Source organism: Arthrobacter sp. S41, from assembly GCF_004320535.1.
GTDB lineage: Bacteria > Actinomycetota > Actinomycetes > Actinomycetales > Micrococcaceae > Glutamicibacter.
Window position 1 is genome coordinate 1,035,530 of sequence record NZ_SIHY01000001.1, and the last position, 14,899, is coordinate 1,050,428.

Here is a 14,899-nt window from a genome sequence, read left to right on the forward strand (position 1 = left end):
TGCCTGATTGCGTTAGCTCAGTGATTTCACGATTTCAGGACCCAGCGCGGTGACATCACCGGCGCCGATGGTCATCACGACATCTCCGGGTTCTGCCTTCTCGATCACGTGTGCGACCGCAGCAGCAGGTTCAAAGACGTGTGAAGGAACTTCAATCCGCGAGGAAATCAGCTCACTGGTCACGCCTTCGATCGGCTCTTCGCGAGCCGGGTAGATTTCCAAGACTGCCACTGAATCCGCCAGCGAAAGTGCCTGCGCGAATTCTCGGTAGAACTCCTTGGTGCGGCTAAACAGGTGCGGCTGGAAAACAATGTGAAGTTTGCCTTCACCGGCAACAGTGCGCCCCGCGGACAAAGCGGCCAAAACTTCAGTTGGGTGATGCGCGTAGTCGTCATAGACCCGAACTTCACCGACTTCTCCCTTGAACTCAAAGCGGCGCGCTGCACCGGAGAAGCTTGCGAGCGCCTGCAGTGCTTGGTCAGCGTCAAGGCCTGCGTCCAGCGCAACACTCAGTGCTGCGGCAGCGTTGAGTAGGTTGTGCTGGCCAGGTACAGCCAGATCCATGGTGTGTTTCTGACCGTCACCTAGGTCAATATTGGCGGTAAAGCGTCCGTCTGCTGTGGCCTGCGCCGCAGAGAGACGGTGATCAGCATGCTCGCTAAACCCGTAGGTACGCACACGCAGGTCGCTGCGTTCGGCGCGCATCTTATTGGCCAGGTCGTTAGCGCCTGGATCATCCGCGCAACAAATCAGCAGACCATTTTCTGGCAGCAACCAAGCGAAGTCCACAAAGGCTTGGTGTACTGCTTCGGCGGTTCCGTAGTGATCCAGATGATCGGCCTCGACGTTGGTCACGATGATCACGTCAGGTCGGTAGTTCAGGAACGACGCATCGGATTCGTCGGCTTCGGCAACAAAGTATCCGCCTGCACCAAGCTCCGCATTGGTACCCAAGCTTGGGATATTTGCGCCTACTGCAAAGCTGGGGCGTGTGCCAACAGCCTTGAGCATGTGAGCGGTCAGCGAAGTGGTCGTGGTTTTTCCGTGAGTACCGGCGACGGTCACGACCTTCTCGTGGCCTCGCATGGTAGCTTCCAAGCCCTGTGAACGGTGCAGAATCTTCAGGCCACGACGTACGGCCTCATCGTATTCTGGGTTTCCCGGCTTGATGATCGAAGAGATCACCACAGTTTGGGCGTCACCCAAGTTGGCAGGATCGTAGCCAATATGGATTCGAGCTCCGCGTTCACGCAATCCGTCCAGAACCGGCAGGTCCTTAGCGTCGGTGCCCGAAACTTCCAGCCCGTAGTCCAGTAGCAATCGAGCCACCGCAGATACTCCGACCCCGGCAACGCCCATGAGGTGTACTTTGCCGAGTTCAGTGTGCAGTTCGTTGGCGCGCAGTGCCATGGTTCTAGCCTTCCTGACCCGCACCACGGCGGGTTGAAACTTCTTCAATAATTCGACGCGCCATGATTTGTGCGGCGTCGCGCTGCCCTAACGAGGCAGCTGCTTGAGACATCTGTTCAAGTTTATGCTGATCGCCGAGCAATGTGATGACATTTTCGGTGACATAGCTCTTGGAAAATTCGTCATCAGAGACCAAGAGCGCTCCCCCAGCAGCGACCAAAGCACGGGCATTAAGTTTTTGTTCTCCGTTGCCGATTGGCAGTGGGACCAAAACGGCTGCGGTGCCGGCAACTTCTAGTTCGCACACGGTTCCTGCACCGGAACGGCAGACCATCAGATCGGCCACGGCGTAGGCATACTCCATACGGTCAACGTACTCAACCTGGGTGTAACCCTCGTGTTCCAAAAGCTGGCCCTCGGAGTTAAGAATCTGCTTGCCTCGTCCGGTGATATGCACGGTATGCACTCCGGCTGCATGAAGCTCATCAAGCGAGTCGGCGATAGCAGTGTTGATACTCTGCGCACCCGAGGATCCACCGGTGACCAACAGGATCGGCTTGGCATCTGGAACGCCGAAGTACGCACGAGCTTCATCGCGCAACGCGTGACGATCCATCTGTGCCACGTTGGAGCGCATTGGCATACCAACTTGGACTTCGCCGGGAAGTCCGGTCTGCGCAAAAGTGGTTCCCACAAAGACGGCTGATTTTGCGCCGAGCTTGTTGGCCATACCTGCCACGGAGTTAGCCTCGTGAACAAAGATCGGGATCCGTAGCTGCTTGGCAGCTAGGTAGGCCGGGGTGCAGACGTAGCCTCCCACCCCGAGTACCGCTTCAGCCTTGGTTTCTTTAAGCACACGCTTAGCTTGGTTCAGTGCCGTGAGGAAACGGAACGGGAACTTAAACAGGTCAAGATTCAGGCTGCGAGGCATGGGTGCTTTAGGGATCAGCTCCAAGGGATAGCTGGCCTCTGGAACCAGTTTGGTTTCCAGACCGCCAGGGGAACCCAAGGCAGTGATCTGTGCACCGGCTTGTTCAACTTTCACCGCATCGGCAATCGCCAGCATGGGTGAGATGTGGCCAGCAGTTCCTCCGCCAGCGACGACAAGACGCATTGCTTCGCTCATCTGCTCTTCTACTCCTTTGGCCCCGAACGTACGGGCTTGGTGCCCTTCAATATGAATTCAGGGCGTCAACGTTTGTGTGGCGAACGGTGCGCTACTTTTGCTTAGTTGGCTTGGTTTTGTCCAGGTTCTTCTCTGCGCTGGCTTCAAAAGCTAGCTTCTGAGCCCGAGCAGATGACAGGACAAAGCCCATGGCCAACATAATGGCTAGCATGGCCGAACCACCGGATGAGATAAACGGTAGCGGGACACCAATGACCGGAAGCACTCCGGTAACCGTACCTAAGTTTACGAACGTCTGGCCAACGACCCACGCCATCAAGCAACCCATGAGCACCTTGGTGTACATGTCGTTGGCTCGAATCGCAATGCGGTACATAGCCAGGGCCAAGACGATGAACATAGCAAGTACGAAGAGCACACCAATCAGACCAAACTCTTCACCCAAAATGGAGAAAATGAAGTCGTTCTGAGCTTCTGGCACATAAGACCACTTCATGCGGGACTGCCCGGCGCCCACACCAAACCAGCCACCGGAGGCGAAAGCGTGCAGACCCATACTTGCCTGGTAACAAAGCTGGTCGCTAGGACCACAATCGGTATCCAGCCACGCAAGCACACGCTGACGTCGGTTGGAAGATCCCATAACGGCGATGGCCATGCCAACAAGGCCTACGGCTCCGAAGCCGGCCAACCACTTCATGCGAATTCCGCCAAGGAACATCGCTGTGGCGATCACCATCAGCAGCACCAGTGCAGTACCAACGTCTTTACCGACAACCACCAGGCCAACAATGCCGATGCCAACCGGAGCGACGACCGGGATGACCAAGTGCTTGATGTCGTGCAGCATGTGCTGCTTCTTCTCAAGCATGAAGGCGGCAAAAACGGCCAAAGCCAACTTTGCGAACTCACTTGGCTGCAAGCCTAAAGGGCCGATCCTGATCCAGTTTCGGTTACCCAGCACGGTGTGACCCAACGGGGTAAAGGCAACCATGAACAGCAACAACAGTGCACCAAAAACTGCCGGCCAAGCCAGAGCTTTGAGCTTGGTTGGTTTGAGGAACTGCATACCTAGCATGCACAGGATGCCCACGCCGGCGAACATCGCCTGCGATAGGGCTACGGTGAAGCCGTCTTTGCCTTTGGCGATGGCTTCCACCGAGGCGGAGGACTGCACCATCAATACTCCGAAGATGGCCAGTACTACCGAGATCGCAAGGACCATCCAGTAATCCATGGACGCCATGCGTCCGCTGGCACTTTCAACCGTGCCAATCAGTTTGGTCAACAAGGGAGTTTTTGCTGCGGCCCCCGTGGCTGGCTGATGTTGCTCTGTCGCCATCGGTGCCTCCTGCCTTGGTGTCATCTGTACGGTAAACGGTTGCTTAGTTCTCTTCGCCAGCTTTATCCATCAGATCACTGACGGCGCTGATAAACGCGTTGCCACGCTGGGCATAAGAGCTGAATTGATCCATCGAAGCCGCCGCAGGTGCCATGAGCACGGTGTCCCCTGGCTCAGCGATTTCGCCAGCCTTCGCCACGGCCTGAGCCATGACGTCGGTGCCGGTTGGTTCACTCAATTGTGCCGACTGTGCCAGAGCGGTGATGTTGATGACCTCAACATCCGGAGCCTTGGCAGCCAGAGCCTTAATCAGTGCCGCGGTGTCGGTTCCGATCACCAGCACCTTAGCCAAGCGGTGTGCGTGCTTAGCGACCAACTCTTCGTATTCAACACCCTTAGATAGGCCGCCGGCGATCCAGACAACACGCGTAAAGGCAGCCAAGGAGGCGTCCGCGGCGTGTGGGTTGGTCGCCTTAGAATCGTTGATCCAGAGGATGTCGTTCTTTCGAGCTACTGCTTGGATGCGGTGTTCACCAGCATCAAAACCGCTCAAACCGTTAAACACGGCTTCTGGTTCAACACCGTAGGCGCGGGTCAGTGCCGCTGCTGCGGCAGCATTGGCTGCCGTGTGCCGAGGAACAATCTCACCGATCTGATCCAGCGGGATCAGTTCAGCGGCACTCGATTTGCGATCTTCAACAAAAGCACGGTCAACCAACAGGTTCTCCACGATGCCAAGCATGGATACTGCTGGAGTATCAGTGGTGAAGCCAATAGCACGGCAGCCTTCAATGACGTCAGCATTTTCCACCATCGAAATGGTGACTTCTTCTTCAGCGTTAAAGATCGCAGCAACTTGAGTGCGTTCGTAGATCTTCGCTTTAGCGTCCTTGTAGTTCTCAAAGCCGTCGTGCCAGTCAACGTGGTCTTCTGCGATATTCAGAACCACGGAGGCCAACGGCGAGATGCTGTGGGTGTAGTGCAGCTGGAAGCTGGAAAGTTCTACGGCAAAAACGTCGTATTCAACCGGTTCGCGAACTGCATCAAGAATCGGGGTGCCAACGTTACCTACGGCGATGGCCTTCAGTCCGGCTGCACGCAAGATCGATTCGGTCATGCCCACCGTGGTGGTTTTACCGTTGGTACCGGTAATCACCAACCACTTTGGGGCCACATGGCCGGCACGGTTTTGCACACGCCAGGCCAGCTCGATGTCGCTCCAGATAGCAATTCCCAGATTCGCAGCTTGCGCGATCACTGGGTTACGTGGATTCCAGCCTGGTGAAACCATCACCAGCTGTGCTTGTTCTCCAGCTACCAATGGCAGGGAGGTAACGTGTTCGGCACCAAGCAATACTTCGTGGGCGCCAACAATCTTGAGCGTTTCGCCACGCTGCTGGTTCTTCTCATCATCTTTGCCGTCAATGACGGTGACGATGGCGCCCAGCTCGATCAGTGTGTCGGCGGCGGAGAAGCCGGAAAGCCCCATGCCTGCAACAACAACACGCAAACCTTTCCAGTTAGCATCCCAGCTAGTTAGTGAGTCCAAAAGTTCTTTGGCATCTGCGCTCACAGTGCGACAACCCATTCAGAGTAGAAGAGTCCCAAACCGGCAGCCACAAAGAGGCCGGCAAGGATCCAGAATCGAATTACGACGTTTTCTTCGGACCAGCCCGAAAGTTCAAAGTGGTGCTGCAACGGTGCCATCTTGAACACACGCTTACCACCGGAGATCTTGAAGTAGCCCACCTGGATGATCACCGAGAGTGCAACGATGACAAACAGACCGGCAATGACTACAAGCAACAGCTGGGTGCGCGAGAGGATCGCGAACGCGGCAATGGCGCCACCAATAGCCAACGAGCCGGTGTCGCCCATGAAGATCTTGGCCGGCTTGGCGTTGAACCAAAGGAAAGCGATCAGTGCACCGGAGAGGGTGGCACCAAGCAGGGCCAGGTCCTGTGGGTCACGAACCGAGTAGCAAACATCCATCGAGCTGATGTTGGCGCACGCTTGGTTCTGCTGCCAGATCCCCATCAGGGTGTAGGCACCAAAGACCATAATTGCCGCACCGGTTGCTAGCCCGTCCAGACCGTCGGTGAGGTTCACCGCGTTAGTGGTACCGGTAACGATGAAGTTCGCCCAGATCACAAACAGGATGAGTCCAAGTAACGGTCCAGCAAATGCCAGATCAATGTTGGAGTCGCGAAGGAATGAGATCGCGGTGGAGCCCGGGGTCAGGCCGCGTTCGTTAGGGAACTGCAAGGCCATCACCGCAAAGCTGATACCAAAAATCGCCTGAAGGACGATCTTCTGCCAAGCGCGTAGACCCAGGGAACGCTTCTTAAAGATCTTGATGAAGTCATCTAGGAAGCCGACCAGACCCATGCCTCCAAAGAGCAGCAGGGCAAGTAATCCGCTGGCGGTGATGCCAGAGGATGAGCGTCCCATCAAGGCAAGGATGCCGTGAGTGGCGAAGTATGCAACAAATACCGCGAGCACAAAGACCACGCCACCCATAGTTGGGGTGCCTGACTTTACGGCGTGGGAGTTTGGTCCATCATCACGAACCACTTGGCCATACTGCTTAGCAGTAAGCAGTTTGATGTACAGCGGCATTGCCACCATGGTCAAAACGAGGGCAATGCCAGCCCCCAAGATCAATGCGATCACGCGTCTTCGCCTTCCTTCACGAATGCTGCGATGTCGTCGCCAAGGAAGCGCAGACCGGCCCCATTAGAGGACTTGAATAGGGCAATATCCCCTGGTTGAAGTTCAGCTTGCAGCAGTTCACGAGCTTCGTCCACGCTTTCAACGTAGTACGCCTCGTCGCCCCAGCTACCTTCAAGCACGGCCGAGTTGTAAGCCGGCTTAGCGCCGGATCCAACAACAACCAGTTTCTTAATGTTCATTCGAACGGCTAAGCGTCCGAGCAAGTCATGTTGGTGAATTCGTTCATCACCGAGTTCAAGCATTTCACCCAGTACGGCCCAGGTGCGTCGACCCGGTGCACCGTCTTCGCCCAGTCCCAGTTCTGCCAGCGTTACCAGAGCGGCACGCATGGATTCAGGGTTGGCGTTGTAGGCATCATTGATGATGCTCACCCCGTCGGCGCGTTCGATACGCTCCATGCGCCAACGGCTACCGGCGGCCCGTCCGTCTAGGCTTGAGGCGATGGCCTCAGGGTCGATGTCTAGTGCGTAGGCCGCGTTAGCAGCTGCCAAGATATTGCTGACGTGGTGTCGGCCGAGCAGCCCGGAGGTAATCCGCTGGCTGTAACCGTTAGGGAATTCAAGGGTGAGCTGCGGCTGTCCTGCAGAATTGACCACAATGTCGCTGGCCCAGACCCCTGCCCGTTCTGGTTTGTGCTCGCTTGTGCCAAAGAAACGCACTTCACCGGAGGTCCGGTCTTCCATGCGAGCCACACGGGAATCATCAGCGTTCAGAATTGCGATGCCATCGGTGTCCAAAGCTTGAACAAGTTCGCCCTTGGCCTTCTCGATGTTTTGCACGCCGCCAAATTCACCCGCGTGGGCGGTACCAACACAGAGCACCACTCCGACCTGCGGGTGCACCATGTCGGTGAGGTAGGTGAGGTGGCCAAGGCCAGTAGCGCCCATCTCGATCACAAGGTACTTAGTTTGTTCCGTCGCAGTGAACACCGTCAGCGGTACGCCAACTTCACCGTTGTAGGAGCCGATGGGTGATACCGTCGGTGCCACGTCCGAAAGGATCGACGCTAGCAAGTCCTTGGTGGTAGTTTTTCCGGCCGAACCGGTAATGCCAACCACCTTGGCGTCGTTTTTGGCTTTCAGGTACTGAACAATGTGAGCGGCGATCTTGCCCATTGCCTCAACAGCGTCATCAACGATGATGGCCGGATGTACGTTCCGGGCGTCGTCGTAGGTCAGCCGTTCTGCCAGAGCTAGTACGGCTCCGGAGGCTAAAGCGCGATCAATAAACGCGTGTCCGTCGGAGAATTCTCCGGGCTTGGCTACAAATAAGCAGCCTGAAGTAACTTCACGCGAATCCGTGGTCACGGAAGTGATCAGCGTGTCGGAAGCGACTGTAGCACTCGCTTCTCCCCCGGTGATCTTCAGTAGGTCAGTCAAAGACAGTTCAATCATGGCATTAAGGACTTTACACTCGTGCGGAGGCGATAGTGGTCTTGTTCAATCTAGGATTTGGTCACAAATCCATGAAGATTTAGCGCGTTGGCTAATTCCACACGATCGTCGAGTTCTACATCAATTCCCGCAACGTCTTGGCTTACTTCGTGGCCACGACCGGCTACGAGGATTGCGTCGTTGCTCTTGGCTAAACTCACAGCGAATTCCACGGCTTTGGCGCGTGGCGCGATGTTGTAGAGCACCGTTTCGCCGCGTTCGTTGCGGATGACCTCTTGCGCTCCGGCCGCCACTTGTTCACGAATCGGTTCTGGTGCTTCACCGTGTGGATCATCATCGGTGACGATGACAATGTCCGCGTGACGCGCTGCCACGGCTCCCATATCTGGGCGCTTGGTCTTATCTCGTTCACCGGTGGCGCCAAAGACGATAATGCGTCGCCCGTTAGCACCAGGACGGATCGAGTCCAAGGCTTTGGCCAAGGCATCAGAGTTGTGCGCGAAGTCGACGACTGCAACCGGTGACTCGGCCACGACCTGCATTCGACCTGGAACGGCCACCGAAAGCGGATCCTTGGCATCCAGCGCCTTTTGCAAAGCGTCAAGTTCTACTCCGCTTGCGAGCACCATGACGGTTGCTAGCGCGGCGTTAGCTACGTTGAACATGCCGGGCAACGCGGTGCGGGTGCGCAGTACCTGTCCGTCGCGGTGTGCCAAGGTGAAGCTATGGCCGAGCCCAGAGTGCTCCAACTCGATGACTCGCCAATGTGCAGCGGTATTGCTTTCATCCAAGCTCAGCGACAAGGTAGGGATCTGGGCTTGGTCTGCTAGCCGTGCCCCGTATTGATCATCAACCATCACGACCGCGCTCTGGCTGTGTTCAGCAGTGAACAACTCGGCCTTGGTCTGGAAGTAATCTTCCATGGTCCCGTGAAGGTCCAAGTGATCCTGGGTGAGGTTGGTGTAACCGGCCACCGCAAAGTTCAGCGCGTCAACGCGTCCATAACTCAAGGAGTGACTGGAGACTTCCATGGCCACGCTGGTGACGTCCTGCTGCGCCATGCGCGCCAGTACTCCGTGAAGCTGGGTTGATTCAGGAGTGGTTAGAACGCTGGGGATAATTTGACCCCGCGCAGACATTTCGATGGTGCCGATCAGTCCGGTCACCTCACCGAGCGCTTCAAGAATCGAACGAATCATGAAGGTGGTGGTGGTTTTGCCGTTGGTCCCGGTGACTGCGAACAGCGTTGGGCTCTTGTCCTTGGTGCCATACACAGCCTGGGCAATCTGCGCTGCAGATTTACGTACGTTGGCAACCACGGCGACCGGAATGGACAGGTCTTCGGGCAGTAACTCCAGTCCGGCGGTATCGGTGATGATCGCGACGGCGCCATTGGAGATCGCGGTGTCAACAAATTCTGCGCCGTGACGCTTCGCCCCGGAGATGCCAAGGAAGACATCGCCTGGCTGGATAACTTGCGGGTTCAGGCTTACTCCGAAAACCTGCACGGTAGCGTTGAACGCAGTTCGCGTTCGAACCGCGCCAGCAGCGCCGCAGACCTGTTCAAAGCCCAAGCCGGCCATGTTCTCTGGACGAAGGTACCGCTCCAACTCGCGTGGAGTTCCGGGATTCTGGGCTACCAAGATTTCTTTTGTTCCTTACCTGCAAAGACGTCATACGCCTCTGAATCTGTTGTGCTCGGTGGCACGTTGAATGTGTTAAGCGTGTGGCTCATCACGTCGGTAAACGTGTCAGCGACCGTGAAGGCTTTCCAGTCACCCTTAGGGCGATACATGGTTGCGACAACTACGTACTGTGGGTCTTCCAAAGGTGCTACACCTGCAAAGGAATAAGTATAGCCGTCGTAGCCCTTAGCACCCGCGGCCTGACCGGTGCCGGTCTTACCACCAACGCGGTATCCGGGGATGGCTTCCTTGTAGCCGGTTCCGTAGTCGACCACGGATTCCATGACCTTAAGCATCTCTTTGGCTGTGGTTTCTTTGACCACGCGTTTCTGCTCTGGGTCAGGAATCTTAGTGACCGAACCATCATCGTTTCGGTAGCCTTCGATCAGACTTGGAGAAAGTCGCACGCCACCGTTGGCCAAGGTCTGGAAGATCGAGGCAGTGTGGAGCACAGTCTGCGAGTAGCCCTGACCGAACATGGTGGTGTACTGCTGACGACGGTCCCAATTTTCTGGCTTGGCCAGCTGGCCTGCACTAGCACCATTGAGGCCAACCTGGATGGGAGTTCCCAGTCCAAAGGCCCTCATGTAGTCATAGCGGGTCTGCTTGCTCATCTTGCTACCGATCATCACCGTACCGGTGTTGTATGAACGGGCGAAGACACCGGCGACAGTCATGTCGTAGGTTGGGTGCCGCAAGGAGTCGTTGATGGTCTCCTTGGTGAAAGTCTTCTTGTTCGGCACGGTCATCACGTCGGTGGGCTTAACAACACCTTGATCAATGGCCGCAGCGAAGATTGCTGCTTTACCGGTGGAACCTGGCTCGAAGGCACGAGTAATGGATGTGGAGTGACGGAACTCAGGATCGGTCGCGCCCGGGTCATTGGGATCAAGCTCGGCAGAGTCACCGATAGCCAGAATCTTGCCGGTCTTAACTTCCATGGCAACCACGGAAACCCACTCGGCGTTGAACTCGTCGCGCTTCTTTTCAGCAGCGCGCTGAGCCACGTAGTTGATATCTGAGTCGATGGTCAGCAAAACGTCCTGACCATTAACTGCAGGAGTTTCTTCAACCTCGGTCACCGGGATACGAACGCCGTCGGCGCTGATCTCGTATTTGCGACTACCTTCGGTTCCAGCCAAATGATCTTCTTGGCTCAGTTCCAAACCTTCGGCACCAACTACCGAGGTCTGGTCTTCAGAGTTTTTGACGAACCCCAAAAGTGGTCCGGCAATGACGCCCTGTGGGTACTGGCGCTCGCTGCGTAGCAAGGAAGACAGGCGAGGAATGCCGATTTCGTTAACTTCGTTGCGTACTTCTGGAGTCACGCTCTTGGCAAGGACTACGTAGCCTTTAGGAGTTGCATCTCCTTGCGGGCGAACCTTTTTTGCCAGTTCTTCGCGGTCTTGATCTAACGCATCAGCTAGTTCATCAATGGCCTGATCCCAAGAGACCATCTCGTGGCCGTTGGAACCATCGCGTTTTGCGCGGCGGATGTTTTCATCCTGCTGGCGCTGGTCGATGACAAGATCGTAGCGATCAACTGAGACGGCCAGAGTTGTTCCGTTGCGGTCCTCAATGGAGCCACGGGTCGGAGCAATGGTTTCTTGGCGTTCGCGATTTTCCTGGGCTGCGTTGGCGACGGAAGTTGCGTTGATGCCCTGGACCCAAACCAACCGGCCCAGGATCACCACCAACAAGATTACCGAGAGAAGCAGTACGAAGCGCATCCGCTTTTTCACAGTGTCGATTGCCGTCGAGCTCACAATGAACCTAACTTTCCCTCAGCGTGGTTTCCAGCAGTATCCGCTAGCTCTTATCTAGCTTAGGAAGATCTGGCTACCCTGCTGGGGATTTGGTGCTTGGAGCCGGGATCGTGCCGCCATTGAGCTCTGATTCCTGGAATACCGGGCGACCGTTATCAGCTACCTCGCGGTTGCTTTTTGCGGTAGTCACCACGGTTTCCTTGGAATCCTGAGCCGAAGCAGTGGACGCATTTGCTTCTTGTGAGGTTTTACCCACAGTGGTCTTTGGAGTCGAGGACTTTTCTTCCTTAGCCTTTGACTCAGTCTTCTTGCTCTCGCTGGTCGTTGAGCCTGGCAGAGGCAATGTGCCGTACTCTTGCTTGCTGTCCTTAGCCTTGACTGCTACTTCAGCGTCCTGAGTCACTTTGCTCTCCGAAAGGCTGATCAATCCAGGAGCACCTGGTGAAACCAGACCCAGATCTTTAGCCTTGGCAGCCAGTGCCTGAGGTGCACCCAGGGACTGCGCTTCTTTGAGCAATGATTGATTCTCTTGCGAAAGAGCACGTTCCTGATTGCGCAGCGAGACGATGTCGTACTGACGCTGTGCCACAGAAGTGTTGAGCAACACCAGGGTGACGATAACGCTGAAGGCGAGCAAAACGAGGACTGCTGACATGGTGACCATGGAGCGTCGGTTTGTTTCTCTGATCCGTGGGACCAAAGAAAGAGTCACTCGCTGTCGCAAATCACTCTTTGGCAACTCGCTAGCGAGCACGGGCTCTGGGCGTAAGGCTCGTGCAGTGTTGCCTTGGACAACTGGTTGGTTGTTCACGATTGCAGCATTCTGCACGCGACGCGGGGCTCGTTGGCTCATCCTAGCTCCTCTTCAACACTCGCTCCACAGCTCGTAAACGAGCTGAGGCTGCGCGGGAATTTTCTGCAATTTCCTGGTCGCTCGGCTTTTCGGTGCCTTTGGTAAGGACCTTATATTCAGCCTTATGTTCTTCAAGCTCTACCGGGAATCCCGGAGGGGCCGAAGATGTGCCACCTTGGACAAAGTGGCGCTTGGTGATCTTGTCTTCCAAGGAGTGGTAGCTCATCACAACAACTCGTCCCCCGACGTTCAGTGCGCCCATTGCTGCTGGGATAGCACGTTCAAGAACGTCTAGTTCCTCGTTGACTGCGATGCGCAGTGCCTGGAAAGTTCGTTTGGCCGGGTGGCCGCCATTGCGAGCAGCCGCCGCCGGCACGACTCGACGAATGATTTCGACCAGTTCGGCGGTAGTGGTGATTCGCGATTCGGCACGTGCCTCAACGATTGCGGTCGAGATCCGTCCGGCGAATTTTTCTTCGCCCCACTGTCGAATGATCCGCAGCAGTTCCTCGCGGTCCAAGTCGTTGACTAGGTCCTCTGCGGTTGGCCCTACGGAAGTGTCCATTCGCATGTCTAGAGGTGCGTCGTAGGAGTAAGCGAAGCCACGCTCACGCTCGTCGAGCTGCAGCGAGGAAACACCAAGATCGAAGAGCACGCCGTCAATGCCTGGGAAGCCCAAGTCCTCGACTACGTCTGCGATCTCATCGTAGACAGCGTGCACTAGATCGATGCGATCCTCGAATGGCTTCAATCGAGCGCCTGCTAGTTCGTGTGCCTGCTCATCACGGTCAAGACCGATAAGGTGCAAGTTTTCAAACCGCTTCAAAATGGCTTCTGAATGGCCACCCATACCAAGGGTGCAGTCCACAACGATTGCTCGACGGCCTTCAGCATTTGCCCGTTCAATACCTGGTGCTAGGAGATTTACGCAACGGTCCAGAAGTACTGGAACATGGCGTTCTGATGCTGGTCGTTGAGAATCTTGATTTGGCACTGCGCCCCCTTTCGATGTTCAAAGTGTTGTTGGAATCAGATCCCCCTCCAACCAAGTGGCAGTTCAACCTTCTGGCTCCGGGGAAGTGGAGCCAGACGATCTTCCCCCTCTAGGTGGCTGGAGATCTCATCCCAACATCTTGTGCTGTCGGATTGACCTTGGGCCGCAGCCCTTAGTCCTCATCCGTATCTGAGAACACGTCTTCCTGTTCATCCAGATACTGTTGCCATGCCTGCGTGTCCCAGATTTCAATGCGGTTACCCGCACCAATTACTGTCACTTCACGGTCAAGGCCACCGTAGGTACGCAGTACCTGCGGAATCGTGACTCGTCCCTGCTTGTCCGGAACTTCATCAGATGCCCCCGAGAGGAACACACGTGCGTAGTCGCGTGCTCGTCGTGAGGTCAATGACGCCTGAGCCAGTTGCTCATGCTGTTTCTCAAACTCCCGCTGACTGAAAACGTAAATGCAACGTTCCTGACCGCGGGTAAGAACCAGCCCGAAGGACAATTCATCACGATATTTAGCCGGAAGAATTAGGCGACCTTTTTCATCGAGTCGGGGCGTGTACGTTCCAAGGAACATGCACACCACCTCTCCACGAATCGGCCAGAAGCCCCATTCTTCTCTACTTGCCTCCACTTTACTCCACAACCCTCCACTGTCAATGCGATTTCACTGGTTTCGCGAGGGTCTGGAGTAAAAAATCAGCGCAATCTAGCGGGTTCTCAGACTGATTGCAGGTGGAGGGAGCGAGGGGATCCTAGACAGACTTCACTACTGTTTCAGAGATTTTGCAGTGAAATACTGCGGAATCTAGGGAATCCTGAGTCCAGTGGTGGAAAGTGGAGTGGCTTAGGGAGCAAAGTGGGGTGGCGCCAAAACGCCGCTGGAACAACCAAGCTTGGAATCTGCCGAGAGTTTGAAATAGCACTTTGAGGCGTGTCGCATGACGCACTGCTCGCGCACCGCAGGGACGGCCGAAAATGCGCTCAGTCACGTGGCATCCAGGGGGAAATCTTGGTCACCTTCAGGCTTGCCCATCAATAAGGCGGCATGAGTTTTTGGACAAAAAAGAGGTGTAACCCTAGGGGCTACACCTCAACTACGTGTCCGACTAGCTATCGGACTGATCTCGCTTGCGCTGATTCCAGCGTTCTTCAAGACTCGACATGAACTGCGAATTATTCTTCGCAGTGGAATTCTGTCCAGTATTTCCAGCTCGACCTAGTTTGCCAGAGGCGGACTTGGTCAAGGCCAACAAAACCCCACCAAACATGACAACGAACCCAAGGACACCAAGAATAATAATGTGCTGGGAGATGCCAAATATGAGGCCAGCAAGACCGACGATCACCAGAAGTATGCCTAGCGCGACGTTACGCGTGGAAAGGCGGCCTGTGCTTGCAGGCCCCTTCATACTAGAAGCGAAGCGACGATCTTCGTGCAACTGTTTTTCAAGTTGCTCCAACAAACGCTGCTCGTGTTCCGATAGCGGCATCGTCTTCTCCTTCCAAAGGCAAACTTGACGGTCATTTACCGTCGTGAGGTTCAACGTGGATCAGGAGGAAAAAGTTCCCCAAATCATTTGAGCC

The 14,899-nt window shown here is 55.7% G+C and carries 12 protein-coding genes; all 12 read right to left on the reverse strand.

Annotation, left to right across the window (positions count from 1 at the left end; genetic code table 11):
* Nucleotides 1-12: 12 nt before the first annotated feature.
* Nucleotides 13-1,410 (reverse strand): UDP-N-acetylmuramate--L-alanine ligase, encoded by a 1,398-nt coding sequence (gene murC / locus EYR88_RS04760; RefSeq protein WP_131088558.1) that lies wholly within the window; start codon nt 1,408-1,410, stop codon nt 13-15.
* Nucleotides 1,411-1,414: 4 nt separating this feature from the next.
* The gene (murG, locus tag EYR88_RS04765) at nt 1,415-2,536 is read right to left on the reverse strand and encodes an undecaprenyldiphospho-muramoylpentapeptide beta-N-acetylglucosaminyltransferase (RefSeq protein WP_131088559.1); all 1,122 of its coding nucleotides are present in this window, start codon (nt 2,534-2,536) and stop codon (nt 1,415-1,417) included.
* 91 nt (nt 2,537-2,627) lie between these two features.
* The gene (locus EYR88_RS04770) at nt 2,628-3,878 is read right to left on the reverse strand and encodes a putative peptidoglycan glycosyltransferase FtsW (protein WP_131088560.1); all 1,251 of its coding nucleotides are present in this window, start codon (nt 3,876-3,878) and stop codon (nt 2,628-2,630) included.
* 43 nt (nt 3,879-3,921) lie between these two features.
* The gene (murD, locus tag EYR88_RS04775; protein WP_131088561.1) at nt 3,922-5,466 is read right to left on the reverse strand and encodes a UDP-N-acetylmuramoyl-L-alanine--D-glutamate ligase; all 1,545 of its coding nucleotides are present in this window, start codon (nt 5,464-5,466) and stop codon (nt 3,922-3,924) included.
* On the reverse strand, nt 5,448-6,551 hold the full coding sequence (mraY, locus tag EYR88_RS04780; RefSeq protein WP_131088562.1) for a phospho-N-acetylmuramoyl-pentapeptide-transferase: 1,104 nt from the start codon (nt 6,549-6,551) through the stop codon (nt 5,448-5,450). The genes murD and mraY overlap by 19 nt, the downstream gene beginning before the upstream one ends.
* A complete protein-coding gene (gene murF / locus EYR88_RS04785; protein WP_131088563.1) occupies nt 6,548-8,005 on the reverse strand; it encodes a UDP-N-acetylmuramoyl-tripeptide--D-alanyl-D-alanine ligase in 1,458 nt (485 codons plus the stop codon). Before murF ends, mraY begins: the two co-directional genes overlap by 4 nt.
* Before the next feature lie 50 nt (nt 8,006-8,055).
* A complete protein-coding gene (locus EYR88_RS04790) occupies nt 8,056-9,648 on the reverse strand; it encodes a UDP-N-acetylmuramoyl-L-alanyl-D-glutamate--2,6-diaminopimelate ligase (RefSeq protein ID WP_131088564.1) in 1,593 nt (530 codons plus the stop codon).
* Entirely contained in the window at nt 9,642-11,456 is a 1,815-nt protein-coding gene (locus EYR88_RS04795; protein WP_242632453.1) for a penicillin-binding protein 2, read from the reverse strand. Before EYR88_RS04795 ends, EYR88_RS04790 begins: the two co-directional genes overlap by 7 nt.
* A gap of 73 nt (nt 11,457-11,529) precedes the next feature.
* Complete coding sequence (locus EYR88_RS04800) at nt 11,530-12,309, reverse strand: hypothetical protein (RefSeq protein ID WP_131088565.1); 780 nt, start codon at nt 12,307-12,309, stop codon at nt 11,530-11,532.
* Nucleotide 12,310: 1 nt separating this feature from the next.
* Entirely contained in the window at nt 12,311-13,303 is a 993-nt protein-coding gene (gene rsmH / locus EYR88_RS04805) for a 16S rRNA (cytosine(1402)-N(4))-methyltransferase RsmH (protein ID WP_131088566.1), read from the reverse strand.
* Nucleotides 13,304-13,475: 172 nt separating this feature from the next.
* Entirely contained in the window at nt 13,476-13,889 is a 414-nt protein-coding gene (gene mraZ, locus EYR88_RS04810; RefSeq protein ID WP_131088567.1) for a division/cell wall cluster transcriptional repressor MraZ, read from the reverse strand.
* Nucleotides 13,890-14,421: 532 nt separating this feature from the next.
* The gene (locus tag EYR88_RS04815) at nt 14,422-14,805 is read right to left on the reverse strand and encodes a DUF3040 domain-containing protein (protein ID WP_131088568.1); all 384 of its coding nucleotides are present in this window, start codon (nt 14,803-14,805) and stop codon (nt 14,422-14,424) included.
* Nucleotides 14,806-14,899 lie beyond the last annotated feature (94 nt).